General features: G+C 71.3%; 27 protein-coding genes. 10 read left to right on the plus strand and 17 right to left on the minus strand.

Annotated elements, in window-relative coordinates:
- Positions 1–192: 192 nt before the first annotated feature.
- The 4 genes from NON19_RS19550 to NON19_RS19565 form a co-directional block, all read right to left on the minus strand.
- Positions 193–954, minus strand: a complete 762-nt coding sequence (locus tag NON19_RS19550; RefSeq protein ID WP_255929827.1) for an SDR family oxidoreductase — start codon at positions 952–954, stop codon at positions 193–195.
- A gap of 59 nt (positions 955–1,013) precedes the next feature.
- The gene (locus NON19_RS19555) at positions 1,014–1,847 is read right to left on the minus strand and encodes an SURF1 family cytochrome oxidase biogenesis protein (RefSeq protein WP_255929829.1); all 834 of its coding nucleotides are present in this window, start codon (positions 1,845–1,847) and stop codon (positions 1,014–1,016) included.
- 42 nt (positions 1,848–1,889) lie between these two features.
- Entirely contained in the window at positions 1,890–2,141 is a 252-nt protein-coding gene (locus tag NON19_RS19560; protein WP_255929831.1) for a metallothionein, read from the minus strand.
- 85 nt (positions 2,142–2,226) lie between these two features.
- Entirely contained in the window at positions 2,227–3,207 is a 981-nt protein-coding gene (locus NON19_RS19565; protein ID WP_255929833.1) for a DEDDh family exonuclease, read from the minus strand.
- A 167-nt stretch (positions 3,208–3,374) separates the two neighbouring features.
- On the opposite strand from NON19_RS19565, the gene NON19_RS19570 reads away from it, so the two are divergent.
- Entirely contained in the window at positions 3,375–4,418 is a 1,044-nt protein-coding gene (locus tag NON19_RS19570; RefSeq protein WP_255929835.1) for a zinc-dependent alcohol dehydrogenase family protein, read from the plus strand.
- A 1-nt stretch (position 4,419) separates the two neighbouring features.
- Here the strand turns inward: NON19_RS19570 and NON19_RS19575 are convergent, their stop codons facing one another.
- Positions 4,420–4,605, minus strand: coding sequence for a hypothetical protein (locus tag NON19_RS19575; protein ID WP_255929837.1), 186 nt, complete (start codon positions 4,603–4,605; stop codon positions 4,420–4,422).
- Between the two features lie 187 nt (positions 4,606–4,792).
- Between NON19_RS19575 and moaA the strand changes: the two genes are divergently transcribed.
- The gene (gene moaA / locus NON19_RS19580; protein ID WP_255929839.1) at positions 4,793–5,782 is read left to right on the plus strand and encodes a GTP 3',8-cyclase MoaA; all 990 of its coding nucleotides are present in this window, start codon (positions 4,793–4,795) and stop codon (positions 5,780–5,782) included.
- A 149-nt stretch (positions 5,783–5,931) separates the two neighbouring features.
- Here moaA and NON19_RS19585 read toward each other — a convergent pair whose 3' ends face one another.
- The 4 genes from NON19_RS19585 to NON19_RS19600 all read right to left on the minus strand — a co-directional run bounded on the left by NON19_RS19585 (position 5,932) and on the right by NON19_RS19600 (position 9,887).
- Positions 5,932–6,159 (minus strand): hypothetical protein, encoded by a 228-nt coding sequence (locus tag NON19_RS19585; RefSeq protein WP_255929953.1) that lies wholly within the window; start codon positions 6,157–6,159, stop codon positions 5,932–5,934.
- A 236-nt stretch (positions 6,160–6,395) separates the two neighbouring features.
- Positions 6,396–6,782, minus strand: a complete 387-nt coding sequence (locus NON19_RS19590) for a DUF3099 domain-containing protein (RefSeq protein ID WP_255929841.1) — start codon at positions 6,780–6,782, stop codon at positions 6,396–6,398.
- Between the two features lie 184 nt (positions 6,783–6,966).
- Entirely contained in the window at positions 6,967–8,361 is a 1,395-nt protein-coding gene (locus NON19_RS19595) for a metallopeptidase TldD-related protein (protein WP_255929843.1), read from the minus strand.
- A complete protein-coding gene (locus NON19_RS19600) occupies positions 8,358–9,887 on the minus strand; it encodes a TldD/PmbA family protein (RefSeq protein ID WP_255929845.1) in 1,530 nt (509 codons plus the stop codon). The genes NON19_RS19595 and NON19_RS19600 overlap by 4 nt, the downstream gene beginning before the upstream one ends.
- A gap of 200 nt (positions 9,888–10,087) precedes the next feature.
- Here NON19_RS19600 and fabG point away from each other — a divergent pair, with 200 nt between their 5' ends.
- Positions 10,088–10,807, plus strand: a complete 720-nt coding sequence (fabG, locus tag NON19_RS19605) for a 3-oxoacyl-[acyl-carrier-protein] reductase (RefSeq protein WP_255929847.1) — start codon at positions 10,088–10,090, stop codon at positions 10,805–10,807.
- 5 nt (positions 10,808–10,812) lie between these two features.
- Complete coding sequence (gene fabI, locus NON19_RS19610; protein ID WP_255929849.1) at positions 10,813–11,583, plus strand: enoyl-ACP reductase FabI; 771 nt, start codon at positions 10,813–10,815, stop codon at positions 11,581–11,583.
- Between the two features lie 75 nt (positions 11,584–11,658).
- Here the strand turns inward: fabI and NON19_RS19615 are convergent, their stop codons facing one another.
- Entirely contained in the window at positions 11,659–12,345 is a 687-nt protein-coding gene (locus tag NON19_RS19615) for a FadR/GntR family transcriptional regulator (RefSeq protein ID WP_255929851.1), read from the minus strand.
- Positions 12,346–12,426: 81 nt separating this feature from the next.
- Between NON19_RS19615 and NON19_RS19620 the strand changes: the two genes are divergently transcribed.
- From NON19_RS19620 to NON19_RS19635, 4 genes are all read left to right on the plus strand, one after another.
- Positions 12,427–13,704: a CynX/NimT family MFS transporter gene (locus NON19_RS19620; protein ID WP_255929853.1), complete on the plus strand. Its 1,278-nt coding sequence runs from the start codon at positions 12,427–12,429 to the stop codon at positions 13,702–13,704.
- Positions 13,705–13,762: 58 nt separating this feature from the next.
- The gene (locus tag NON19_RS19625; protein WP_255929855.1) at positions 13,763–13,885 is read left to right on the plus strand and encodes an SGM_5486 family transporter-associated protein; all 123 of its coding nucleotides are present in this window, start codon (positions 13,763–13,765) and stop codon (positions 13,883–13,885) included.
- Positions 13,886–14,086: 201 nt separating this feature from the next.
- Positions 14,087–14,314 carry a hypothetical protein gene (locus NON19_RS19630; RefSeq protein WP_255929857.1) on the plus strand — a complete coding sequence of 76 codons (228 nt, stop codon included), beginning with the start codon at positions 14,087–14,089 and terminating at the stop codon, positions 14,312–14,314.
- Positions 14,315–14,364: 50 nt separating this feature from the next.
- A complete protein-coding gene (locus NON19_RS19635; RefSeq protein ID WP_255929859.1) occupies positions 14,365–14,883 on the plus strand; it encodes a SixA phosphatase family protein in 519 nt (172 codons plus the stop codon).
- Between the two features lie 193 nt (positions 14,884–15,076).
- On the opposite strand, the gene serB is transcribed toward NON19_RS19635, so the two are convergent.
- The 4 genes from serB to NON19_RS19655 form a co-directional block, all read right to left on the minus strand.
- Positions 15,077–16,345: a phosphoserine phosphatase SerB gene (serB, locus tag NON19_RS19640; RefSeq protein ID WP_255929861.1), complete on the minus strand. Its 1,269-nt coding sequence runs from the start codon at positions 16,343–16,345 to the stop codon at positions 15,077–15,079.
- A 181-nt stretch (positions 16,346–16,526) separates the two neighbouring features.
- Positions 16,527–16,982, minus strand: coding sequence for an Lrp/AsnC family transcriptional regulator (locus NON19_RS19645; RefSeq protein ID WP_255929863.1), 456 nt, complete (start codon positions 16,980–16,982; stop codon positions 16,527–16,529).
- Between the two features lie 10 nt (positions 16,983–16,992).
- The gene (locus NON19_RS19650) at positions 16,993–18,399 is read right to left on the minus strand and encodes an amino acid permease (RefSeq protein WP_255929954.1); all 1,407 of its coding nucleotides are present in this window, start codon (positions 18,397–18,399) and stop codon (positions 16,993–16,995) included.
- A gap of 442 nt (positions 18,400–18,841) precedes the next feature.
- Positions 18,842–20,290 carry a GuaB1 family IMP dehydrogenase-related protein gene (locus NON19_RS19655; protein WP_255929865.1) on the minus strand — a complete coding sequence of 483 codons (1,449 nt, stop codon included), beginning with the start codon at positions 20,288–20,290 and terminating at the stop codon, positions 18,842–18,844.
- A gap of 199 nt (positions 20,291–20,489) precedes the next feature.
- On the opposite strand from NON19_RS19655, the gene htpX reads away from it, so the two are divergent.
- Together htpX and pspAB are read left to right on the plus strand one after the other, a co-directional pair.
- The gene (gene htpX / locus NON19_RS19660; RefSeq protein WP_255929867.1) at positions 20,490–21,392 is read left to right on the plus strand and encodes a zinc metalloprotease HtpX; all 903 of its coding nucleotides are present in this window, start codon (positions 20,490–20,492) and stop codon (positions 21,390–21,392) included.
- Positions 21,393–21,481: 89 nt separating this feature from the next.
- Complete coding sequence (gene pspAB / locus NON19_RS19665) at positions 21,482–22,063, plus strand: PspA-associated protein PspAB (RefSeq protein ID WP_255929869.1); 582 nt, start codon at positions 21,482–21,484, stop codon at positions 22,061–22,063.
- Here pspAB and NON19_RS19670 read toward each other — a convergent pair.
- From NON19_RS19670 to NON19_RS19680, 3 genes are all read right to left on the minus strand, one after another.
- On the minus strand, positions 22,023–22,481 hold the full coding sequence (locus NON19_RS19670; RefSeq protein WP_255929871.1) for a barstar family protein: 459 nt from the start codon (positions 22,479–22,481) through the stop codon (positions 22,023–22,025). The genes pspAB and NON19_RS19670 overlap by 41 nt on opposite strands.
- Positions 22,462–22,881, minus strand: a complete 420-nt coding sequence (locus tag NON19_RS19675) for a guanyl-specific ribonuclease (protein ID WP_255929873.1) — start codon at positions 22,879–22,881, stop codon at positions 22,462–22,464. The genes NON19_RS19670 and NON19_RS19675 overlap by 20 nt, the downstream gene beginning before the upstream one ends.
- Positions 22,882–23,206: 325 nt before the next feature.
- Positions 23,207–24,244, minus strand: coding sequence for a sugar-binding transcriptional regulator (locus NON19_RS19680; protein WP_255929875.1), 1,038 nt, complete (start codon positions 24,242–24,244; stop codon positions 23,207–23,209).
- Positions 24,245–24,392 lie beyond the last annotated feature (148 nt).

Genomic DNA, 24,392 nt, shown 5'->3' on the forward strand with positions numbered 1-24,392 from the left:
CCGCGCGCCAAGCAGGGCGGGCGAAGTCCGCCGCGCTCCGGAGGGGGCGCGGGGCTGTGTTCATGTGCGGCTCCGCCGCGTGGGCGCGACCAGCCACCACGGCGCCGCGGACGATCGACGGCACATCGCCGCACTCCCAGCGGGACGCGTAGCGCCACCGGCGCCTGCTGGCCACTGGTAATTGACGTACCGTCAGAAACCGCGTCGGTGGCCGCCGTCCACGGGGACCATGATGCCGGTCAGATAGGACGCGGCAGGCGACAGCAGGAACGCCGCGGTCTTGCCGAACTCCTCCGGAGTGCCGTAGCGGCGCAGCGGAATCGACGCGCTGTGCCGGGCGCGGGCGGCCTGCGGGTCACCGTCGAGCGCGTCCAGTTCCCGTACCCGGTCGGTGTCGATCCGGGCCGGGAGCAGCCCCAGGACCCGGATGCCGCGCGGCCCCAGCTCGTCGGCCATGGTCTTGGCCACGCCCGCCAGCCCCGGCCGCAGCCCGTTGGAGACCACCAGGCCCGGGATCGGCTCGTGCACCGAGCCGGACAGCACGAAGCCGATGACCCCGCCGGAGCCCAGTTCGGCCGCGGCGGTCCGGGCGATGCGTACCGCGCCCAGGAAGACCGTCTCGAACGCCGCCCGCCACTGGTCGTCGTCGATCGCGGTGGCCGGGCCGGCGGGCGGTCCGCCGACGCTGACCAGCACCCCGTCGAAGCGGCCGAAGCGCTCGCGGGCGGCGTTGATCAGCCGCTGCGGGCCGTCCGGGTCGGCGTTGTCCGCGACCACGCCGAACGCCCGCCGCTTGCCGCCGAGCGCTTCGACGGCCGCGTCGACCGACTCCTCCTTGCGCCCACTGACCACCACCCTGGCACCGTCGGCGACCAACTCGCGGGCGACGGCGAAGCCCAGCCCCCGGGTGGCACCGGTGAGCACGTACACCCTGTCCTTGAGCCCGAGATCCATGGCGTCATTGGACCATGCGGGGCGCGCTCGAAAGGCGGTGGGGCGCCGCCCTGCCGGGGTCAGGCCCGCGCGGACGCCTCAGCGGGTTCGGCCGCGGCCCGCTCCGCCTCCGCCCGGGCCCTGCGCTGGTCCCTGACCTCGCGGCGCACCAGGATGAACCAGCCCACCGGGACCATGACCACGAACAGCCACCACTGCCAGGCGTAGGCCAGGTGCGGCGGGCTGTACCAGCCGCCGCTGTCACCGGGCGTCGGGGCCGGGACCGGCTCGGGCTGGTCACCGGACGGCTTGGGGGAGGTGCCGGTCAGCTCAAGGTAGCCACCGAGCAGTGGCTCGGTGACGGATCCGGCCAGCTTCGAGCTGTTGATCAGCATGATCTGCCGGGCGGGCAGCCCGGCCTTGTCGCGGATGCTGGTGCTGGCGGTGGTCTCGTCCGGCCGGATCCGGCCGGTGGCCGTGATCTCGCCGGACGGGGTGCTCGGGACCGGCGGGAACGAGACGCCGTCACCGTACTGCGGGGCGGCGATCCAGCCGCGGTTGACCAGTACGGCCTTGCCGTCGGCCATGATCAGCGGGGTGACCAGGTAGTACCCGATGGTGGAACCGTCAGCCGAGGTGCGGTGCCGGACCACGACCTGGTGCGCCGGATCGTAGTGCCCGGTGGCCGTCACCTTGCGGAAGTTGTCCCGCGAGGGCACCTGGGCGCCCGGCGCGGTGAGCTTCTCCACGGGGACCGCGGGAGCGTTCAGGCTGCGGGCGATCTCGGAGTTCTGCCGGGCCTGGCTCTCGTGCCGGTGCATCTGCCACAGGCCCAGCTCCACCATGGTGGGCATCAGGACCAGGCCGACGAGGGTGAGGATCACCCATTGTCTTGACAGCAGGAAGCGGTACACCCCACGACGGTACATCTCCGTCGTGGGGTGATCACCGTGGGGTCACGCCGTGGGGGCGCCGACCCGGTCGACGATGCCCTGGACCCCTTCGGCCTTGGCGCAGTGCGCGCTGCAGAACTGGCGGCCGTCAGCCTCGACGCCATGGCCGACGACCTGCACCCTGCAGTGCTCGCAGATCGGCGCCATACGGTGGATGGCGCACTCGAAGCAGTCGAAGACGTGCACCGCGCCACCCTGTGCGTGCACCTCGAACGTCATGGAGTACTCGTTACCGCAGACCTCGCAATGTCCCATGCGGCCAGAGTGCGGGCGCCGCGCCGCCCGGACAACGCTGCGGCTGGCGGGTCGTGGCGACTCCGCCCGTACGGCCTATCCGCCGTCACCCCTCGGCCCGGGCCACGTCCTCCAGCAGCTCCCGGAACCGTGCCTCGTCCACCACCGGGGTGCCGAACCGCCGGGCGTTGACCACCTTTCCGGCGGGGGAGCCGGGGTCGTTGGTGACCAGCAGGGAGGTGAGCCGGGAGACGCTGGACGCCACATGCAGCCCGGCTTCGGTGGCCCGGTCCTCCAACAGCTCGCGGTCCACGGTCGTATCACCCGAGAAGGCGACCCGCATGCCCTGTATCAGCGGCCCATCAGGCAGCAGACGGCCCGGGTTGGGGTACGGGCACGGCGGTCGCTTGCGTGAGTGCCGCCAACTGGTCGGCGGATAACCGGCCGAGCGCAGCGGCCCGCCGGTCGGCGACCACTCGGTGAGCGGGCGGCAGGCGTGCAGCGGCAGCGGTAGCCCGCTGGCCGCCGCCAGGTGCAGGCTCGGCCGGAACGCCTCGGCCAGCACCCGGGCGTCATCGAGGGCGTGGTGCGCCCGCTGCTGCACCACCCCGTAGTGCGCGGCCAGGGACTCCAACCGGTGGTTGGGCAACGGCAGTCGCAACTGCTTGGAGAGCATGATGGTGCACAACCGCTGCTCGACCGGGGCCCGGTGGTCGGCGCGGGCGTACTCGCGGGCCAGCATCGACCAGTCGAAGACGGCGTTGTGGGCGACCAGCACCCGGCCGGAGAGCCGCTCGGCCAGTTCGTCGGCGATGTCCCGGAACAGCGGGGCGTCGGCGAGCACCTCGCTGGTCAGTCCGTGGATCCACACCGGCCCGGGATCGCGCTGCGGGTTGACCGGCGAGTACCAGTGGTCCTGCACCTCGCCCTGCGCGTCCAGCCGGTAGACGGCCGCCGACACTATCCGGTCGTCCCGGCCCAGCCCGGTGGTCTCCACGTCCACCACCGCGTAGCCCTGCGGGTAGGCGGTCGGCCACGGGGAGGGGGGCTCGGTCGCGGCCGTGCGGTCCGTTTGGTTCTCCAGCATGGTCATTGAGGATAGGGGGCGGCACTGACAGTGACGGACGGGTGCACCGCCAGGGGTGAATGGCGCTCAGTTTCCTTGCGGGGGTGAGCGGTGGGCCGGACGGGAATGCCCGGGGCGCCGGGCGGCGTTGGACAGCCGGTAACACCGGTAGAGATTGAGGACCACCCATGCGCGCCACCGTCATCCATGCCCCGAACGACATACGCGTGGAGGAGGTGCCCGACCCCGTCATCAAGGAACCGGGCGACGCCGTGGTGCGCGTGCTGCGCGCCTGCATCTGCGGCAGCGACCTGTGGGCGTACCGGGGTGAGACCGCGCGGGAGCCCGGGCAGCGAACAGGCCATGAATTCCTGGGAGTTGTGGAGGAGACCGGCTCGCACGTCTCCGGACTGCGGGCGGGAGACCTGGTCGTCGCGCCCTTCGTCTGGTCCGACGGCTCCTGCGACTACTGCGCCGAGGGTTTGACCACCTCGTGCCCGGCCGGCGGCTTCTGGGGCGCCCCGGGCTCGGACGGCGGCCAGGGCGAGTACGTCCGGGTGCCGTTCGCCGACGCGACCCTCGTCGCCCTGCCCTCGGACGCGGTCGGCGACGACCGGCTGCTGGCCGCGCTGCTCACCCTCTCCGACGTGCTCGGCACCGGCCACCACGCGGCGGTCGGTGCGGGCGTGCGGCCCGGCGCCACCGTGGCGGTGGTCGGTGACGGCGCCGTCGGGCTGTGCGGTGTGGTGGCGGCGAAGCGGCTCGGCGCGGAGCGCATCATCGCGCTCGGCCGCCACCAGGACCGCACCGACCTGGCCAGGAGGTTCGGCGCCACCGACGTGGTCGCCGAGCGCGGCGAGGCGGCCGTCGAGGCGGTGCGCGAACTGACCGGCGGCCAGGGCGCCCACTCGGTGATCGAGGCGGTCGGCACCGAGCAGTCGATGCGCACCGCCGTCGGCATCGCCCGGGACGGCGGCGCGATCGGCTACGTCGGCGTACCGCACGGCAGCGGCACCGGGCTTGACCTCGGCGTGATGTTCGGGCGGAACATCGCGCTGCGCGGTGGCGTCGCCCCGGTGCGCACGTACATCGCGGAGCTGCTCCCCGACGTGCTGAGCGGCGCGATCGATCCGTCGCCCGTCTTCGACCTCACCGTCGACCTGGACGGCGTCCCGTCCGGCTACCGCGCGATGGACGAGCGCACCGCGCTGAAGGTCCTGGTGCGGCCCTGAGCTACCGGATGCCGCGCAGCGTCTCGATGCTCAGCAGCGGTATGACCACCCGCGGCCCGTACCACCTGCCGGATACCGGCGGTACGGGTCTGCGGGGCGCGGCCGGGGGCACGGGAGCGGCCAGCCGGACGGTTCCGTACGGTCGTTTGTCCGGCCCTGGCGGTGGGGTGCTCGGCGACGCGCTCACGCCGTGTAGAACGAACCGGAGCGTTACCGGTACCGGCCTGTCACTCGCGCTGTCGCGGCACCGCTGAGCTGGGCACCACCACCGTTTCAACAAACTGTTGCAATCGGCTGGTGGTCGCGTACCCTGACCGACGATCTAGGCTTGATAGCCACGGGCGCACCGAGTGCCCAGGAGGGGAGGCGTCACCGTGCTGCTCGACACCTACGGCCGGGTCGCCACCGACCTGCGGGTCTCGCTCACCGACCGGTGCAACCTCCGCTGTACGTACTGCATGCCGGAAGAGGGCCTGCAGTGGCTGGCCAAGCCCGAACTGCTCACCGACGACGAGATCGTCCGGCTGGTCCGGCTCGCGGTCACCGAACTCGGCGTCACCGAGGTCCGCTTCACCGGTGGCGAACCGCTGCTGCGGCCCGGCCTCGTCGGCATCGTGGAGCGCTGCGCCGCCCTCGAACCGCGCCCCCGGCTCTCCCTCACCACCAACGGCATCGGCCTGGCCAGAACCGCCCGGGCGCTGCGTGACGCGGGCCTGGACCGGGTCAACGTCTCACTGGACACCCTGCGGCCCGAGGTCTTCCAGCGGCTCACCCGGCGCAACCGGCACGAGGACGTCATCGCCGGGATGGCTGCCGCACACGACGTCGGCCTCACCCCAGTGAAGATCAACAGCGTGCTGATGCGCGACCTCAACGACGACGAGGCGCCCGCCCTGCTCGACTGGGCCATACGGCACGACTACGAACTGCGCTTCATAGAACAGATGCCGCTCGACCCCCAACACGGCTGGCAGCGCGCCAACATGGTGACCGCCGAGGAGATCCTGCGGCAGCTGACCGCGCACTTCACCCTGACCCCCGAGGAGTCCTCGGTCCGCGGCTCCGCGCCCGCCGAACGCTGGCTGGTCAACGGCGGCCCGGCCAAGGTCGGCGTGATCGCCTCCGTCACCCGGCCGTTCTGCCGCGCCTGCGACCGCACCCGGCTCACCGCGGACGGCCAGGTGCGCAACTGCCTGTTCGCCCGCGAGGAAACCGATCTGCGCACCGCACTGCGCTCAGGCGAGCCGGACGAGCGCATCGCCGAACTGTGGCGCGCCGCGATGTGGGGCAAGAAAGCGGGCTCCGGCCTGGACGACCCGTCCTTCCTCCAGCCGCAGCGCCCGATGTCCGCGATCGGCGGCTGAGCGCTCCGCTGGGGGGTGCGACGATTTTGCCCTCGATCGTCTGCGGCGCCGTGGTGGCTGGTCGCGCCCACGCGGCGGAGCCGCACATGAACACAGCCCCGAGCCCCTTCAGGGCGCTAGCGAACCGGAGCGGGGGCGGCACCCGCCGGTCAGGATTCGCGAGAGAAGTCCCAGTCCCCGAGCTTGACCACGTCCTTGAGGAAGCCGCGCATCCCCAGGAACGACGACAGGTGCTCGCGGTGCTCCTCACACGCCAGCCAGGTCTTGCGCCGCTCGGGCGTATGGACCTTCGGGTTGTTCCAGGCGATCACCCACACCGCCGCCGCCCGGCAACCCTTGGCCGAACAGATCGGCGTCTCGGCCGCGACGTGCTCCATGGTCTTCTTCGAACCCTCAACGCTCGGTGAACCCACCGCGAACCCTTGCGTGTTCGCTGGAAAGGCCGGAAAAGAGACGACGCCGGGCAGCCACGGGGGGAGCCGCCCGGCGTCGGTCCGTCGCTCCGACGGGGGATGCGGAGCGCCTACGAAGTATGTCACGCACCCACCCCGCCATGGCACCGGAACGACGTGATTGATCTGAGCTTTTCTTGAGCTTCCGGCAAGCGCGCAGGTCAGCTCGCCCGCTCGCGCCGGGGCTCCTCCCCGGCTTCCGCCCCGGCCGCTGGCTCGGCCTTCTCCGGGGTCCTCGGGTCCGGCGCCGGGCCCCGGTCCAGCATCGGACGCGGCGGATGCGACAGGTACGTGGACGGCAGCGACGGGGTGTTCTCCCGTCCCGCATTGGCGATAACCACCGCGATATACGGCAGTACGCCCCCCAGGACCAGCGCGATCGCCGCCAGCACCGTCTGTACGTGCCACAGGCAGATGGCGAGCAGGAAGCAGACCGTGCGGATCGACATCGAGATCACATAGCGGCGCTGCCGCCCTTTCACGTCCTCGGTCAGCCCGGCTCGAGCCCCCGTGATCCGGTAGACCCCGGCACTGCTGTGGTTCCGCATCACGTTCCACCACCTGTTGGATATGCCGGAACCTCCCCTGTCCGGACACTTCACACGTTACGCCGCGGCTGCGCTCGCTACGAGACCGGGGCTGACCCGTTCGGGGCGTGTGAGCTGCGCCGAACGGACGACCCGAGGCCCTGGCGGGAAGACCAGCCGGGCCGGGCCGTCCGTCCACCCGGCGTCACACCCCGGGGCTGACCGAGCTCATGTTGAAGTCAGGGACCCGCAGCGCCGGGGCCGCCGTGCGGGGGAAGTAGTCGCCCCACTCCCGCGGCAGGGTGCGCTCGGTGCGCCCGGCCTCCGTCGCCCGGCCCAGCACGTCCACCGGGGACTCGTTGAAGCGGAAGTTGTTCACCGCCGCGGTGACCTCGCCGTTCTCCACCAGGTAGACACCGTCCCTGGTCAGCCCGGTCAGCAGCAGCGTCGCCGGATCCACCTCGCGGATGTACCACAGGCAGGTCAGCAGCAGCCCCCGCTTGGTGCTGGCCACCAACTCGTCCAGCGACTTGCCGCCACCGGCGTCCAGCACCAGGTTGTCCACCGCCGGGGCCACCGGCAGACCGGTCAGCCGTGCCGCGTGCCGGGTGGCGATCAGCCGGTCCAGCACCCCGTCGCGCACCCACTCGGTGCGCTCCAGCGGCAGCCCGTTGTCGAAGACCGACGCCTCGTCACCCGAGGCGTGCGCCAGGACGAACGGCGCCGCCTCAAGACCGGGCTCGCGCGGATCGCTGTAGAGGCTCACCGGCAGTTCGGTGAGCTTCTCGCCAACCCGCGTACCGCCGCCCGGCCGACTGAAGACCGTACGGCCCTCGGCCGCGTCCCGGGCGCCCGAGGACCACAGCTGGTAGACGAACAGATCGGCCACCGCGCTCGGCGGCAGCAGCGTCTCGTACCGGCCGGCTGGCAGCTCCACCCTGCGGCCCGCCCACTCCAGCCGCCGAGCGAGACCCGCGTCCATCGCCAGCGGGTCGACGTCCGCGAAGTCACGGGTGGCCGCCCCCGACCAGGCCGAACGGGTGCCGTCCGGGGACTTGGCGTTCAGCTCCAGCGTGCCGGTCGGCTGGTCGTGGCGCAGCCGCAGGCCGGTCGAGCTGCCCAGATAGCTGGAGACCATCGAGTGGTACGCGAAGCCGTACAGCTCACGGCCGCCCGCCCGGGCCGCGGCGAACGACTCGCCCAGCGCGGGCGCGAACGCCGCGAACACCTCCGGGGAGGTCTCGGTAGGCGCCTCGGTGAAGTCGGCCGCCACCGCGCCCGCGCCGACCAGCGGCTGTGCGTCCTCCGCCGGGCCCGCCTCGCGCGCCGCCGCCTCCGCCGCGCGCACCAGCGGCTCCAACTCCCGTGCGGTGACCGCCGATCGGGACACCACTCCGGAGGCGGTGCCCCGCGCACCGTCCACGGTGGCGATCACGGTAAGGGTGCGGCCGCGGGTCACGCCGTTGGTGGTGAGCGCGTTGCGCGCCCAGCGCAGGTTGGCGCTCGACTCCTCGTCAGCGATGACCACACAGCCGTCGGCCCTGGACAACTCCAGGGCCCGCTCGACGATCTCGTGCGGAGCGGTCTGCCGGACGCTCATCGCCCTGCCTCCTGCGCGGTGTTGAGGATGGTGACGCCACGGAACAGCGCCGAAGGACAGCCATGGCTGACCGACGCGACCTGGCCGGGCTGCGCCTTACCGCAGTTGACCGCGCCGCCCAGCACATACGTCTGCGGGCCGCCGACCGCTTCCAACGCGCCCCAGAAGTCGGTGGTGGTCGCCTGATAGGCGAAGTCCTTCACCTGACCGGCGAGTTGGCCGTTCTTGATGCGAAACGCCCGCTGTGCGGTGAATTGAAAGTTGTATCGCTGCTGGTCGATGGACCACGACCGGTCGCCCACCAGGTACAGCCCCCGCTCCACCTGGCCGATCAGCTCCCGCGTCGACGGCCCGCCCTCCGCCGGGCGCAGTGAGACGTTCGCCATCCGCTGCACCGGCACATGGGAGGGGGAGTCGGCGTGCGCGCAGCCGTTGGAGCGCTCGAAGCCGCACCGTTTGGCGATCCGCCGGTCCATCTGGTAGCCGACCAGCACACCGTCCCTGACCAGGTCCCAGGACTGCGCGGCCACGCCCTCGTCGTCGTACCCGATGGTGGCCAGGCCGTGCTCCGCCGTGCGGTCCCCGGTCACGTTCATGACCTCGGAGCCGTACTTCAGCGTGCCCAACTGGTCGAAGGTGGCGAACGAGGTGCCCGCGTACGCCGCCTCGTAGCCCAGCGCGCGGTCCAGTTCGGTGGCGTGCCCGATCGACTCGTGGATCGTCAGCCACAGGTTGGACGGGTCGATGACCAGGTCGTACGTCCCGGCCTCGACGCTGGGGGCGCGCATCTTCTCGGCCAGCAGCGCGGGCATCGCGGCGAGTTCGGCGTCCCAGTCCCAGCCGGTGCCGGTCAGGTACTCCCAGCCGCGGCCCACCGGCGGCGCCAGGGTGCGCATCGAGTCGAACTCACCGGAGCGCTCGTCCACCGCGACGGCCGTCAACTCCGGGTGCAGCCGCACCCGTTGCTGGGTGGTCGTGGTGCCCGCGGTGTCCGCGTAGAACTTGTTCTCCTGGACGGTCAGCAGTGCGGCGTCCGCGTGCGAGACGCCCTCGGCGGCCAGCAGCCGACCGCTCCACTCGGCCAGCAGCTCGACCTTCTCCTTGTCCGGTACGTGGAACGGGTTCACCTCGTACGACGACACCCACGTACGGTCGGCGTGCACCGGCTCGGCGGCCAGCTCCACCCTGTCCTGCGCGCCGGAACCGGCCGCCGCGGTGACCTTCGCGGACAGCTTGGCCATCGCCACCGCCTGGCCAGCCACCCGGGCCGCCGCGTCCATCGTCAGCTCCACGCCGGAGGCGAAACCCCACGCCCCGCCGTGCACCACCCGGACCGCGTACCCGGTGTCCGTGGTGTCCGAGGTGCCGGACAGCCGGGCGTCGCGCAGCCGCCAGGAGGCCTCCCGCACCCGCTCGAACCGGAAGTCGGCGTGCTCCGCGCCCAGCGCCCGGGCGCGCGCCAGCGCCGCGTCCGCCAACGCCCGTAGCGGCAGCGCCAGAAACGACTCGTCGATCTCCTGGGGCATGACGGCTCCCCCTTCCCATGAGGCCTTCCTGTGTCGTGTTCGCAGTGAATCACGCCGCTGTGACAATCGGCTGGCGCCGGGACTTATGTAGGGATCCGACAGCGACGGCCGCCAGCCCCTGTGGGAGGCCGATTCTCCGCGGCCGACCCGCGGCCGATAGGTTTCATAGCGCACAGACGACTAAACGAAAGGGTGGGCCGTTGAGCCGCTCGGTTCTCGTCACCGGAGGCAATCGGGGCATCGGCCTCGCCATCGCCCGTGCCTTCGCGCAGGCAGGAGACAAGGTCGCCATCACCTACCGGACCGGCGAGCCACCGGCCGTCCTCAGCGAGCTGGGCGTCCTCGCGGTGCGGTGCGACATCACCGATCCCGAGCAGGTCGAGCAGGCCTACAAGGAAGTCGAGGACAAGCAGGGCGCGGTCGAGGTGCTGGTGGCCAACGCCGGTGTCACCCGTGACCAGTTGCTGCTGCGGATGTCCGAGGAGGACTTCACCTCCGTCGTCGACACCAACCTCACCGGTACCTTCCGGGTCGTCAAGCGTGCCGCGCGCGGGATGCTGCGCGCCCGCAAGGGCCGCATCGTGCTGGTCTCCTCCGTGGTCGGACTGCTCGGTTCCGCGGGCCAGGCCAACTACGCCGCCTCCAAGGCCGCCCTGGTCGGCTTCGGCCGTTCCCTCGCCCGCGAGCTGGGCTCCCGGAACATCACCGTCAATGTCGTCGCCCCCGGCTTCGTCGACACCGACATGACCCGGGCGCTCTCCGACGAGCAGCGGGCGGCCATCCTCGGCGGGGTCCCGCTGGGCCGGTACGCACAGCCCGAGGAGATCGCCTCCACTGTGCGCTTCCTGTCCTCCGAGGACGCCGCGTACATCACCGGAGCCGTCGTGCCTGTCGACGGCGGATTGGGCATGGGTCACTGATCGATATGAGTGGAATCCTCGCTGGCAAGCGCGTCCTGGTCACGGGTGTCCTGACCGAGTCCTCGATCGCCTTCCAGGCGGCGAAAGTGGCACAGGAGGAGGGCGCCGAGGTCATCCTCACCGGCTTCGGCCGGCTCTCCCTGGTGGAGCGGATCGCCAAGCGGCTGCCCAAGCCCGCCCCGGTGATCGAGCTGGACGTGACCAACCAGGAGCACCTCGACGGCCTCGCCGACAAGGTGCGTGAACACCTTGGTGAGGGCGTCGGCCTGGACGGCATCGTGCACTCCATCGCCTTCGGCCCGCAGGGCGCCTTCAACTTCCTTGAGGCGACCTGGGAGGACGTCTCCACCGCCGTGCACGTCTCGGCGTACTCCCTGAAGTCGCTGACCATGGCCTGCCTGCCGCTGATGCCGCGCGGCGGCTCGGTCGTCGGCCTCACCTTCGACGCGCAGATCGCCTGGCCGAAGTACGACTGGATGGGCGTGGCCAAGGCGGCCCTGGAGTCCACCAACCGCTACCTGGCGCGTGACCTGGGCGCGAAGAACGTGCGCTGCAACCTGATCTCCGCGGGCCCGATCAAGTCGATGGCCGCCAAGTCCATCCCGGGCTTCGAGGAGCTGGCGGACGTGTGGAACCACCGTGCCCCGATCGGCTGGGACCTGACCGACCCGGAGCCCGCGGGCCGCGGTGTCGTCGGTCTGCTGTCGGACTTCTTCCCCAAGACCACCGGCGAGATCGTGCACGTCGACGGCGGCGTGCACATGATGGGCGCCTGACACCGACGCTTCACCCTCAGCCCCGGTTCCGCCTTCGGGCGGGCCGGGGCTCTCGTCGTGCCCGCGGTGTGTCGTTCAGCCGCCGTGGCGGTAGCCCTGGGTGCGGCAGCCCAGGGGGTAGGCGCCCGCCTGGGCCGCGGCCCGTTCGCCGTCTCCGGCGCGGATCGCCTCGACCAGGGCGCCGTGCTCCACGTAGTTCTCCGGGCGCAGTTCCTCGCCGACGTCGGCCCTGATCAGGTCGCGCAGCACCTGGCCGAGGTCGGCGTACATCTCGGTGAGCACCTCGTTGTGTGCCGAGGCCACCACCGCCAGGTGCAGTGCGGCGTCGGCGTCCACGAACGCCTCGCTGTGGCCGGACTGCCACGCCCGCTCCCGGCGGTCCAGCGCTTTGTCCAACTGCGACAGATCGCGTTGGGTACGGCGCCGCGCGGCGAGCCGGGCGGCCGCCGCCTCCAGCACGCCGCGGACCTCGGCGAGTTGGTCCCGGTCGGCGTCGGCGAAGCGGCGCTGCATCACCCCGGCCAGCTCGCTGGTGGCCAGCACATACGTGCCGGAACCCTGCCGGATGTCCAGCAGCCCGTTGTGCGCCAGCGCGCGCACCGCCTCGCGGACGGTGTTGCGGGCGACGCCGAGTTGCTCGACCAGTTCGGGCTCGGTGGGGATGCGGGAGCCGACCGGCCATTCACCGGAGGTGATCTGCGTCCGCAGCTGGGCGATCACCAGGTCGACCAGGGCGGAACGCCGGGGCGTGGTCAGCGGCATGACTCTCCTCGCGCGGCTCGCGGACACGGAGCCGGGGAAACCAGTGGACAGGCAATCATCCAATGATTCTATGATGGTCCCATGCGTGATGACGAGACCCTGACCCGAGAACGACGGGAAGCGGCGGTGGCCGTCGGCAGACCGGCGGTCGGCGAGCCCCTGGCCACCTGGACGCGGCGACTCGTGGTCATCGGCATGATCGCCGCCGCGCTCAACCTGCGACCGGCGATCGCCAGCCTCGGCGCCCTGCTGGAGGAGGTCCGCGGCGGCCTGCACATGAGCGGCACCGTCGCCGGACTGCTCACCTCGGTGCCCGCCTTGTGCTTCGCCGTCTTCGGCGTCGCCGCGCCACGGCTCGCCCGCCGCTTCGGGCCCGGCGCGGTGGTGTGCGCCGGGATGGCGGCCATCACCGCCGGGCTGCTGCTGCGGCCGCTGGCCGGAGGGACACCCGCGTTCCTCGCCGCCAGCGCCCTCGGGCTGGCGGGCATCGCGGTGGGCAACGTGCTGATGCCGGTCATCGTCAAGCAGTACTTCCCGGACCGCATCGGCCAGATGACCGGTCTGTACTCCATGGCGCTCGCGCTCGGCACCGCGATAGCCGCGGCGGTCACCGTCCCCATCACCCATACCCTGGGCGGCAGTTGGCGCCTCGGCCTGGGCGTATGGGCGGCGTTCGCGGCGATCGCCGTCCTGCCCTGGCTCGCACTGGTCCGCGACCGGTCGAGCGGCGTCCCGGCCAGCGCGACGCCCGCACCGCGGGCCCAGGCGATACGCATCACCCGCAGTCCCACCGCCTGGGCGCTCGCCTGCTACTTCGGACTGCAGGCCACCGGTGCCTACATCACCATGGGCTGGTTGCCGCAGATCTTCCGTGACGCCGGGGTCTCGGCGAGCACGGCGGGGGTGCTGCTCGCCGTCACCATGGTCATGGGCGTGCCGCTGTCCTTCGTGCTGCCCGCGGTCGCCGGGCGGATGCGGCACCAGGGCGGGCTGGTGGTGGTCCTGGCCGCGTTCGGACTGGTGGGGTACGCGGGGTTGTGGCTCGCCCCGGGGGCGGCGCCGCTGGCCTGGGCACTGATGCTCGGGGTGGCGAACTGCGCCTTCCCGCTGGCGCTCACCATGATCGGCATGCGGTCGCGCAGCGGCCCCGGGGTGGTGCGGCTGTCGGCCTTCGCGCAGAGCGTCGGCTATCTGCTCTCGATACCCGGGCCGATCCTGGTCGGCACGCTCTACCAGCGGTCCGGCGGCTGGGGGCTGCCCATCGCGTTGATGGCCGGGCTCATGGTGCCGCAGATCATCGCGGGCCTGTTCGCCGGGCGCGGCCGTCACATAGAGGACGAGGCGCGAGCGGACGGCTGACACCCCGCCGCGGGACCCGTGCCACGGGCGGCCAGGAAGTGGTGCGACACTTGGCCGCATGCCAGTGCTCGAACCGAATCCTCCGCAGCCGCAGAAGAAGCTCCTGCTGGTCCTCGGCCTGATGCTCGGGGTGCCCGCCGTCGTCGCCGTGATCGCTTCCATCGCCGCCAACTACGGATGACCGGCGCCCCCGACCGCCCGGGTCAGGGGCCGGGGTGGGGCTGTCCCCACCTCCCCTAGGGGGTCAGGGTCAGGGTCAACTGGGTGGGCTGCCTGATGGGTTGGGCCGCCGCGGCTGCGTAACGTCGTCAGTGCACCGGGCGGAGCGCGCGGTGCGCACAGATAGCGAGCACTACGCCACGCGACCCGGGAGGCGGTTTCCATGGCGGCCATCCATACCCAGCCGAGGTCAGCGCGTCCACGCGCCAGCCGGGTGGCGACGAGACTGCCGTGGTGGGCGGTGGCCCTGCCCGCCATCGCCTTCGCCGGGCTGCTGGCCCTGGTCGCCGACCCAGCGCACGCCGCCTCAGCGGTGCCCGCGCAGCCGTTGGAAGAGCTGCTTGGGCGGCTCGCCGACCTGCTGCCGCGACTGCTGTCGCACCTGTTCTGACCGTACGCACTCCCGCGCCCGACGCCGAGATTTCTGCGAAGCTGATGGGCATGAGCGACGCAACGCCCCGAAGGATCATTCTCCTCCGGCACGCCAAGGCCGACTGGCCCGACGTGCCCGACCGGGACCGGCCGCTCGCCGAACGCGGACGCAAGGAAGCGCCCGCCGCCGGAGTGTGGCTTGCCGGAACGCGCATCATGCCCGATCTCACCCTCTGCTCACCGGTGGTCCGTACCCGCGAGACCTGGAAGCTGGTCGCGCACGAACTGCCCCAACGCCCCAAGACCGTCTACGAGGAGCGGCTCTACGAGGCCAGCCTCGGCGAACTCATCGCGGTGATCAACGAGACCCCCGAAGAGATCGTCGACCTGATGCTGGTGGGGCACAACCCCGGGATGCACGCGCTCGCCGACGCCCTCGCGGGCACGGTGGAGGGGGACGCGCTGACACGGATGAGCAGAACCGGCTTCCCGACCTCGGCGATCGCCGTGCTGACCTTCACCGGATCGTGGAAGTCCGTGGAGCACGGCGTCGGGCGCCTGGTGGAGTTCTGGGCCCCGCGGCCCTGAGAGCGTCCCGGACTCCGCCAGCCCCGGACTCCGCCAGCCCCGGACTCCACCAGCCCCAGACGACTCCGTGAGCCGGGGAGCTGAGGGCTCTGGGCTCGGCGAAGCCGGGATGTTCGGCGAGCCTGAGATGTGAGGAGTGCGCCTCCCCGCGCTGGGCCGGGGGCGCACTCGGTTGTGTGGCCGGGGGGCGGGGCTACGCCTCGATGTGCAGGTCGGCGGCCTCGATCTCCTCGCGGGTGATGCCCAGCAGGTACAGCACCGTGTCCAGGAACGGCACGTTGACCGCGGTGTCGGCGGCCTGCCGGACCACCGGCTTGGCGTTGAAGGCGACCCCGAGGCCCGCTGCGTTGAGCATGTCGAGATCATTGGCGCCATCGCCGACCGCCACCGTCTGAGCAAGCGGAACGCCTGCCTCCGCCGCGAAGCGGCGCAGCAGCCGGGCCTTGCCCGCCCGGTCCACCACCTCGCCGGTCACCCGGCCGGTGAGCTTGCCGTCCACGATCTCCAGGGTGTTCGCGGCGGCGAAGTCAAGGCCGAGCCGCTCCTTGAGCTCGTCGGTGACCTGGGTGAAGCCGCCGGAGACGATGCCGACCTGGTAGCCGAGCCGCTTGAGGGTACGGATGAGCGTACGGGCGCCCGGGGTCAGCCGTACCTCGGCGCGGACCTTGTCCACCACCGAGGCGTCCAGGCCCTCCAGCAGCGCCACCCGGGCGTGCAGTGACTCGGTGAAGTCGAGTTCCCCGCGCATCGCGGCGGCCGTCACCTCGGCGACCTTCTCCTCACAGCCCGCGTGGGCGGCGAAGAGTTCGATCACCTCGTCCTGGATGACGGTGGAGTCCACGTCCATCACGATCAGCCGCTGCGCCCTGCGGTGCAGACCGGACGCGACCACGGCCACGTCCACACCGCGGTGCGCCGCCTCCAGCGCGAGCGCCGTGCGCAGCTCGTCGGTGGGCGCGCCGGAGACCGTCAACTCCACGGCGGTCACCGGGTACTTGGCGAGTCGGAAGATACGGTCGATGTTGCCCCCGACCTCGGTGATCCTGGCCGCTATGGCGGCCGCGGACTCCGCGGTCAGCGGGTGGCCGAGCACGGTCACGTGCGAACGGCCCGCCGCGCGGGGGCGGTTGTCGCCGATGCCCGAGATGATCTCGGCCTGCATCTTGATCGATTCGGCCCAACTGTGCACGGTGGCGCGGAGGTCGCCCTCCGTACCCGGGCCGCCGGTGGGCGCGGTGATCAGTACGCAGAGCACTATGCGGCCTCGGGTGACCACCTGCTCGATGTCGATGACGTCCACGCCGAAGGCGGCGAGGGTGTCGAACAGGCCGGCGGTGATGCCGGGGCGGTCCTTGCCGAAGATCTTGACCAGGAGAGTCGGACCGGTCTCATGCGCGGCCGCCGCGCTCGCGGCGGAAGTGACCGGAGCGGCGGGGGCAGGTTTGGGCTGCGAGTCATCCATGGTGTGACCACCGTATCCGGCGGGGGCGCGGGGGCTCGCGTTTGGGGGTTGCGAGGCGGGTTCGCTCGCGCTGGCGTGTGGGGGGTTTGCCCACCCGCCCACCCGTGTGCCGGCGCCGTCGGCGGCGCTGTCGCCGTCGTCGGCGGCGGGCCGCGGTGCGGGAAGACGGGCTAGGTGTCGCCTAGGTGGGCGAACCGGCGCTGTAGCGGCGCAGCAGTGGCGAGAGCACCAGCACGGACTTGGTGCGCTCGACGAAGGGTTCGCCAGCGATGCGCTCCAGGACGCGCTCGAAGTGGCGTACGTCGGAGGCGTAGATCTGCACCAGGGCGTCCGCCTCGCCGGTGACGGTGGAGGCCGCCGCCACCTCCGGGTAGCGGGTCAGGCCGCGCCGGATGTCCTCGGGCGAGGTGTTGTGGCGGCAGTAGATCTCGACGAACGCCTCGGTCTCCCAGCCGAGCGCCGCCGGGTCGACCCGTACCGTGAAGCCGGTGATGGCGCCCGCCGCCAGCAGCCGGTCCACCCGGCGCTTGACCGCGGGGGCGGACAGGCCGACTTCGGCGCCGATGTCGGCGTAGGAGCGGCGGGCGTCCTCGGCGAGGGCGTGCACGATGCGTTCGTCGAGATCGTTCAGTCGCAAGGCGGGTGGTTCACTTCTCTGCTCGGGCGGGGGCCTCTCGGGCCAGCTGGGAGCGGCGCATGCCGTACGCGAAGTACAGCACGATTCCGACGATCATCCAGCCACCGAAGTACTCCCAGGTGATCTTTTCGAAGCTACCCATCATCCACAGGCACAGCACGAAGCCGATCGCCGGGGTGACCGGTGAGAAGGCCACCTTGAAGCTGCGCGGCATGTCGGGGCGCGTCCTGCGCAGCACGATGACGGCCGCGTTGACCAGCGCGAAGGCGAAGAGCGTGCCGATGCTGGTGGCGTCGGCCAGCGCGCCCAGCGGGACCACGGCGGCCAGCACACCGCAGAACAGCGAGACGATCACGGTGTTGGCGACCGGAATGCCGGACTTCGGGCTGACCCTCGCGAACAGCTTGGGCACCAGCCCGTCCCGGGACATCGAGAACAGGATCCGGGTCTGGCCGTACATCACGGTCAGCACCACGCTGGCGATGGCGATGACGGCGCCCGCGGCCAGCAGTACGGACCAGAAGCTCTGGCCGGTGACGTCCTTCATGATCTGGGCGAGGGCGGCGTCGGCGTTCGCGAAGTTCTTCCACGGCATGGCGCCCACCGCCACCAGCGCGACCAGGCAGTACAGCGCGGTGACGATCAGCAGCGAGAGCATGATCGCCCGCGGCAGGTCCCGCTTGGGGTTCTTGGCCTCCTCGCCCGCGGTGGAGGCGGCGTCGAAGCCGATGTAGGAGAAGAACAGCGAGGCGCCCGCGGCGCTGACACCACCGAGGCCGAGCGGCATGAACGGCTTGTAGTTACCGGCGCGGATACCGGTGAACGCCACGGCGCAGAAGAGGATCAGCGAGGCGATCTTCACCACGACCATGATGGTGTTGGCCCGGGCGCTCTCCTTGGCGCCGCCCAGCAGGAAGCCCATGGCCAGCAGCACCACGAGCAGCGCGGGGATGTTCAGATAGCCGCCCTGGCCCGGCGGGTTGGCCATCCAGCCGGGAATGGTGAGCCCGATGGTGCCGCTGAGCAGCTCGTTGAGGTACTGCCCCCAGCCCACCGCGACTGCGGCGACCGACACGCCGTATTCAAGGATCAGACACCAGCCGCAGATCCAGGCGATCAGCTCGCCCATCGTCGCGTAGGCGTAGGAGTACGAGGAGCCGGAGACCGGGATGGTGCCGGCCAGCTCGGCGTAGGACAGCGCGGAGAACAGCGCGGTCAGACCGGCGATGACGAAGGAGACCACCACGGCGGGACCGGCCTTGGGCACCGCCTCGCCGAGCACCACGAAGATGCCGGTGCCCAGGGTGGCACCGATGCTGATCATGGTGAGCTGCCACATGCTCAGCGAGCGCTTGAGCTGACCGCCCTCGCCCTGGCCGCCCTCGGCGACCAGTCGCTCCACCGGCTTGCGACGCATCACGGCGGCACCGAGGCCGGACGGCCGTCCGGCTGGAGGCGGTCCGGCGTCGGTCGTCCGGGCAGGGGCTATCGGCGTCGTGCCGGGTTCCACCACGTGGGCTCCATCATCGTCAGCGGCTCTGGGCGGCGGCGACCCGCGCGGCCGACCAGGCGAAGGGCATGCCGATGACAGGCATGCCCTCGATCGAGGGGGACCGCCGAGCCGGGGGTCCCCGCTGCTCCACGTACGGCCCACGACTCTAGGAGCCCGGGCGCTGTGTCCATAATGCGTGACCATTGCATATATGCAAAAAAACGTTGCGCCTGACCCGGGGTGGCCGCATGATCGTTAGCCGCTTTCGGCTGTTCGTTGCGCTCGGGTGTTTTGCGGCATATAGCCAAGGCCCCGTACGGCCCGCCGAGCGGCGGTCCGTACGGGGCCTGCTGCCGATGTGGTGCGACTACTGCCAGCTGGAGTGCAAAGGCTTGCCCTCGGCGTATCCGGAAGCGGACTGCACGCCGACGACCGCCTTCTGGTGGAACTCCTCCAGCGAGCCCGCGCCCGCGTAGGTGCAGGAGCTGCGCACGCCCGCGATGATCGAGTCGATCAGGTCCTCAACGCCCGGCCGGGCCGGGTCGAGGAACATCCGCGAGGTCGAGATGCCCTCCTCGAACAGCGCCTTGCGGGCCCGGTCGTACCCGGACTCCTCGCTGGTGCGGTTGCGCACCGCGCGGGCCGACGCCATGCCGAAACTCTCCTTGTACGGGCGGCCGTCCGCGGTGTGCTGGAGGTCACCCGGCGACTCGTAGGTCCCGGCGAACCACGAGCCGATCATCACGTTGGACGCGCCGGCGGCCAGCGCCATCGCCACGTCACGCGGGTGCCGCACACCGCCGTCGGCCCATACGTGCTTGCCGTACCTGCGCGCCTCGGCGGCGCACTCCAGCACGGCGGAGAACTGCGGGCGGCCCACGCCGGTCATCATGCGGGTGGTGCACATCGCGCCCGGGCCCACACCGACCTTGACGATGTCGGCCCCGGCCTCGATCAGGTCGCGGACGCCCTCGGCGGCGACGATGTTGCCCGCCACGATCGGCACCTGCGGGTCGAGCGCGCGCACCGCCTTGATGGCGGAGACCATCGACTCCTGGTGGCCGTGCGCGGTGTCGATCACCAGCGTGTCCACACCGGCGTCCAGCAGCTGCTTGGCCTTGCCCGCCACATCGCCGTTGATGCCCACGGCGGCGGCGATCCGCAGCCTTCCGTCGGCGTCGGTGGCGGGGGTGTACAAGGTGGCGCGCAGTGCGCCCTTGCGGGTCAGGATGCCCGCCAGCCTGCCGTCCTTGTCGACCGCGGGGGCGAGCTTGCGGTGGGCTTCCTCCAGGCGGTTGAACGCCTCACGCGGGTCGATGTCCGCGTCGAAGACCAGCAGGTCCTTGGACATCACCTCGGACAGCTGGGTGAAACGGTCCACCCCGGACAGGTCGGACTCGGTGACGACGCCCACCGGGCGGCCGTCCTCGACCACCACGCCCGCGCCGTGCGCCCGCTTGGGCAGCAGCGAGATGGCGTCGGCGACCGTGCTGTGCGGGGCGAGCACGATCGGGGTGTCCAGCACCAGGTGCCGCTGCTTCACCCAGGAGATGACCTCGGTCACCACCTCGATCGGGATGTCCTGCGGAATGACGGCCAGACCGCCGCGGCGGGCCACCGTCTCGGCCATGCGGCGACCGGCGATCGCGGTCATGTTGGCGACCACGAGGGGGATGGTGGTTCCGGTCCCGTCCGGGGAGGACAGGTCCACGCCCTGCCGGGAGCCCACGGCGGAGCGGCTGGGAACCATGAACACGTCGTCGTACGTCAGGTCGTACGGCGGCTGAGAATCATTGAGGAAACGCACGTACTTCATTTTTGCATGCCGGAAGAGCAAACCCCCTTTGGAGGAACCTCCCGGATCCAGCGGTGCCGCTTGGGGCATGATCTGAGCGCCCACGGGAACCAACCGACCGCCCAGGTCGGTTCCACAGGCAGTGGAGCGACAATCGTAGTGACGCAGTGAGGCGCCTTCCGGCCGTGCGGCCGGGCCTTGGGAGCCCCGGGAGGGGAACATGAACCGCACTCGCTTCGCCCCGGATCGGGGTCTGGCCAGCCGCATGGTCATCACCATGTTCTTCATCGGCCTGCTGTACGTGGTGTTCGTCGGTGTGCTGCTGGTGCTGCTGCGGGGCGCCTGGCCACTGATCGTGATCATCGCCGGCGGCCTGTTCATCGCCCAGTTCTGGTTCAGCGACAAGATCGCCGCGTTCAGCATGGGGGCGCGCGAGGTCACGCCCGAGGAGTATCCGCAGCTGCACGGCACGGTCGACCGGCTGTGCGCGCTGGCCGACATGCCCAAGCCGCGGGTGGCCGTCGCCCAGTCCGACGTGCCCAACGCCTTCGCCACCGGCCGCAACGCCGACAACGCGGTGATCTGCGCGACCACCGGACTGCTGCGGCGGCTGGAGCCGGAGGAACTGGAGGGCGTGCTGGCCCATGAGCTGTCGCACGTCGCGCACAAGGACGTCGCGGTGATGACCATCGCGTCCTTCCTCGGCGTGCTGGCCGGGGTGATCACCCGGATCGGCCTGTGGGGCGGCTTCCGCTCGCGTGGCAACAACCAGAACGCGGCCATCGTCGCGCTGCTCATCCCGCTGGTGAGCGCCGTGGTGTACGCGATCAGCTTCCTGCTGACCCGGATGCTCTCCCGCTACCGCGAGTTGTCCGCGGACCGCGCGGCCGCGCAGCTGACCGGGCGGCCGTCCGCGCTCGCCTCCGCGCTGACCAAGGTGACCGGCCAGATGGCCCGCATCCCCACCGAGGACCTGCGCAAGGCGGAACCGTTCAACGCCTTCTACTTCGCCCCGGCGATCGCCTCCAAGGAGAGCCTGTCCAACCTGCTCTCCACCCACCCGACGCTGGAGCAGCGGCTGGAGCAGCTTGGGCGGATCTCCGCCGAGCTGAACCGCGGCTGAGTCGCGACTGAACCGAGGCTGAACCGAGGCCGACCCACCACCGCACCCGCCGGGGAGACCCCCGCACCCCTTCGAGGAGCTGACCGCCCGTGGGATTCCTTGACACCCTGCTCGGCCGCAGCAAGCCGGTCAAGCCCGATCTCGACCAGTTGTTCGGACTTCCGTCGGCCGCCGTGACGCTGGCCGCGGCCGCCGGGTTCACCCCGACCGGCGAGGGGTCGGTGTGCTTCGCCGCCGTCGAGGGCGGTGCCTTCGCCCAGTTGAAGCAGGAGGTGCAGGGCCTGCTGGACGCCGGCGCCAAGGAGGACGGCGGGCTTCCGGTGGAGTTCAGCCGGGACTCCTACGGCTACACCTGGCTGCTCTCCCGGCACTCGCCGGACGATGTGACGGGCCTGGTCACCGATCTGCACGCGGTCAACTCGGTGCTGGAGGGCGGCGGGTTCGGCCCGCAACTGCTGTGCTCGCTGGTCGGCTTCCGGGACACCGAGGGGCGTTCGCTGGCGCTGGTCTACCTCTACAAGCGCGGTACGTTCTACCCGTTCGCGCCGCGCGGCGGCGAACGGCGGGACAACGCGCTGGAGTTGCAGGTCAAGGCGATGATCGCGAACGACCTTCGGGTCGAGGAGGACCTCAGCCGCTGGTTCCCGGTGTGGGGTGCGCCGGGGCTGTGAGCTCCGGTTCGACCAGCACCGCCAGGAACTGGGTGTCCGTCTTCGCCCAGTAGTCGGCGGCGTCGCCGAGGACGCCGAGCGCGGTGCGCCAGTCTTCCGGCGCGGCCGCCGCGTAGCCGTGCCAGCCGGTGACCACCAGTACGCGGCCGCCGTCGGCGGGTAGTACGTCCGGGTCGGTCAGGCAGTCGTACAGCGCGTCCCAGTTGGCGCCGAACCAGTCCGGCAGCTTCAGCGCGGCGGCGCAGCGCGCCATGAACCCGGCCTTGTCCGCTACTCCCTGGAGTTCCACGGAGTACGCCCGGCGACCGGTCCGCTCGGCGGCGGCCAGCAGGTCGGCGGTGGGGCGGTCCTGGCTCCAGTGAACGACTCCGGTGCGGGCCAACAGAGTTGACAGCTCCTCAGGTACGGGCGTGGTCAACGTCCGTCACCTCCTTGAAGGTCCGGTAGTGGTCATCGGTGTAGTACGTCTCATGCCCGGCGCCGGTGACGATGCGACGGGCGCCGCGGTCGCGGGCGCCGGGGGTGGGCACGGTGTACTCGTGGTAGTAGCCGCGGCGCTCCCGCGGCAGCGCGTTCTCGTAGTTGCCGAACACCACGCCGTCCTTGGGGTACGGGAAGGGGCCTCCGGCGGCGATGAGTTGGAGGGTGTGCCGTGCCTCTGGAGGCAACTGGCTTGCCGGGATGGTCGGCAGACCGTGCGTTCCGCGGGTTCCGCTCGGGCGCGGGGCGGCCGGGTGTTTGGCCGCGGTGCAGCCGGCGAGGGCGAGCAGCAGGCAGGCCAGCAGGGCGGGGAGGAATCGCAACGTGCGGCGGCGCATGGGGCGATGCTGCCATAACGGGGCGGGCGTTGGAGTTGCGGCGGGTTCGGCACCGCCGGGTCTCCGCCATCGTGGCCGGGCGCCACGGCGGCGGAATTGTTTGGGCGGCAAGCGTCGTGCGGGCTTGCGACCACGGTGAGTTCGGCACCGCCGGGTCCCCGCCATCGTGCCTGGGCGCCACGGCGGCGGTTCTCGCTCCGGGGCGCCATTTCCTGGGGGCTCGCCCCCAGATCAACCCCGCCGCGCAGCGGCGAGCAACCAGCGCGGCGTGGCCCGGCGGTGCCGAACCGGGCGCGACCCCGACCGAAGCCTCCGCAGGAAGGGCTCACGCCTCGCCGGGGTCGGCGCGCTCCAGGGCCGGGCGCGGCCCGGGGGACTGGTGGTTGAGCAGATGGTCCGCGGCAGCGGTGTCCGTCACCAGGCTGGTGACCAGCCCGGACCGCAGCACCGCGCCGACCGCCTGGGCCTTGCGCATCCCTCCGGCGATAGCGACGACTTCGGGCACCCGGCGCAGCCGGTCCGCGTCCACCGTGATGCAGCGCTCCCGCAGGTCCCGGCCGACCCGGCGGCCGTCCGCGTCGAACAGATGCGAGGACATCTCGGCGGCCACGCCCAGGTCCGCGTAGTGCTTGCGCTCGGCGTCGGACAGCGCGTCGTACACCGTGGAGACGCGCGGCTCCCAGGAGCCGATGGACACCACGGCGACGGTGACCTTGTCGAAGTAGCTCATGGCCGCCGCGATACCGGTCTGCTTGCGCAGCGCGGCCGCGGTGGCCGCGTCGGGCAGCACCATGGGCGCGTACATCGGATGCGCCTCGCCACCGGAGACGGCGGCGGCCCGGCGGACCGCCTCGACCGAGCCGCGCTCCGCGGTACCGGCGTCGTACACGCCGGTCAACTGGACGACCGTGCACGGCGGCAGCCGGTCGAGCGCGTTGGCCATGGTGATGATGGAGCGCCCCCAGGCCAGGCCCAGCACATCGCCCTCGTTGACCAGTTCACCGAGCAGCCCGGCGGCCACCGCCCCGAGGTTCTCCGGGTCGGGGGCGTCGCTGGCCTGCCCCTCCGGCGACTCCACCACGACGGCGTTGCGCAACCCGTACCGGGCGCGCAGTGCGTCGGAGCGCTCGGCGTCCAGTTCGGCCGGGACGCGGATCTCGATGCGTACCAGATCGCGTTCGAGCGCCGACTCCAGCACCCGGGCGACCTTGAAGCGGCTGACGCCGAACTCCTCCGCGATCTGGATCTTGGACTTGCCCTCCAGGTAGAAGCGGCGGGCCATCGCCGCCGCCTGCACCATCTCGGCGGGCCCCATGCGGACGGATGAGCGGCCAGTGGTCACGTCAGCCTCCCCAGTGCTCATTTGATTGCCAACATGCTCATCTTTGCAGATGGCGAGGCGCGGCGCGCCCTCCGGCCGCCGGGACTTTTCCCGGAATCACGATCTCTTCCGCAATCTACGGGAGTGAGGTGAACGGAACACGGCGCTGGGAGCCGCGACGCCCAGCGGA

Origin of the sequence: Streptantibioticus rubrisoli, from assembly GCF_024436055.1 — a bacterium.
Taxonomy (GTDB): domain Bacteria; phylum Actinomycetota; class Actinomycetes; order Streptomycetales; family Streptomycetaceae; genus Streptantibioticus_A; species Streptantibioticus_A rubrisoli.

Coding starts and splice junctions, on each gene's coding strand:
- NON19_RS19550 (WP_255929827.1), bottom strand. CDS start 954: ATGGATCTCGGGCTCAAGGACAGGGTGTACGTGCTCACCGGTGCCACC.
- NON19_RS19560 (WP_255929831.1), bottom strand. CDS start 2,141: ATGGGACATTGCGAGGTCTGCGGTAACGAGTACTCCATGACGTTCGAG.
- NON19_RS19565 (WP_255929833.1), bottom strand. CDS start 3,207: ATGCTGGAGAACCAAACGGACCGCACGGCCGCGACCGAGCCCCCCTCC.
- NON19_RS19570 (WP_255929835.1), top strand. CDS start 3,375: ATGCGCGCCACCGTCATCCATGCCCCGAACGACATACGCGTGGAGGAG.
- NON19_RS19585 (WP_255929953.1), bottom strand. CDS start 6,159: ATGGAGCACGTCGCGGCCGAGACGCCGATCTGTTCGGCCAAGGGTTGC.
- NON19_RS19590 (WP_255929841.1), bottom strand. CDS start 6,782: ATGCGGAACCACAGCAGTGCCGGGGTCTACCGGATCACGGGGGCTCGA.
- NON19_RS19595 (WP_255929843.1), bottom strand. CDS start 8,361: ATGAGCGTCCGGCAGACCGCTCCGCACGAGATCGTCGAGCGGGCCCTG.
- NON19_RS19600 (WP_255929845.1), bottom strand. CDS start 9,887: ATGCCCCAGGAGATCGACGAGTCGTTTCTGGCGCTGCCGCTACGGGCG.
- fabI (WP_255929849.1), top strand. CDS start 10,813: ATGAGTGGAATCCTCGCTGGCAAGCGCGTCCTGGTCACGGGTGTCCTG.
- NON19_RS19615 (WP_255929851.1), bottom strand. CDS start 12,345: ATGCCGCTGACCACGCCCCGGCGTTCCGCCCTGGTCGACCTGGTGATC.
- NON19_RS19620 (WP_255929853.1), top strand. CDS start 12,427: ATGCGTGATGACGAGACCCTGACCCGAGAACGACGGGAAGCGGCGGTG.
- NON19_RS19625 (WP_255929855.1), top strand. CDS start 13,763: ATGCCAGTGCTCGAACCGAATCCTCCGCAGCCGCAGAAGAAGCTCCTG.
- NON19_RS19630 (WP_255929857.1), top strand. CDS start 14,087: ATGGCGGCCATCCATACCCAGCCGAGGTCAGCGCGTCCACGCGCCAGC.
- NON19_RS19635 (WP_255929859.1), top strand. CDS start 14,365: ATGAGCGACGCAACGCCCCGAAGGATCATTCTCCTCCGGCACGCCAAG.
- serB (WP_255929861.1), bottom strand. CDS start 16,345: ATGGATGACTCGCAGCCCAAACCTGCCCCCGCCGCTCCGGTCACTTCC.
- NON19_RS19650 (WP_255929954.1), bottom strand. CDS start 18,399: ATGCGTCGCAAGCCGGTGGAGCGACTGGTCGCCGAGGGCGGCCAGGGC.
- NON19_RS19655 (WP_255929865.1), bottom strand. CDS start 20,290: ATGAAGTACGTGCGTTTCCTCAATGATTCTCAGCCGCCGTACGACCTG.
- htpX (WP_255929867.1), top strand. CDS start 20,490: ATGAACCGCACTCGCTTCGCCCCGGATCGGGGTCTGGCCAGCCGCATG.
- NON19_RS19675 (WP_255929873.1), bottom strand. CDS start 22,881: ATGCGCCGCCGCACGTTGCGATTCCTCCCCGCCCTGCTGGCCTGCCTG.
- NON19_RS19680 (WP_255929875.1), bottom strand. CDS start 24,244: ATGAGCACTGGGGAGGCTGACGTGACCACTGGCCGCTCATCCGTCCGC.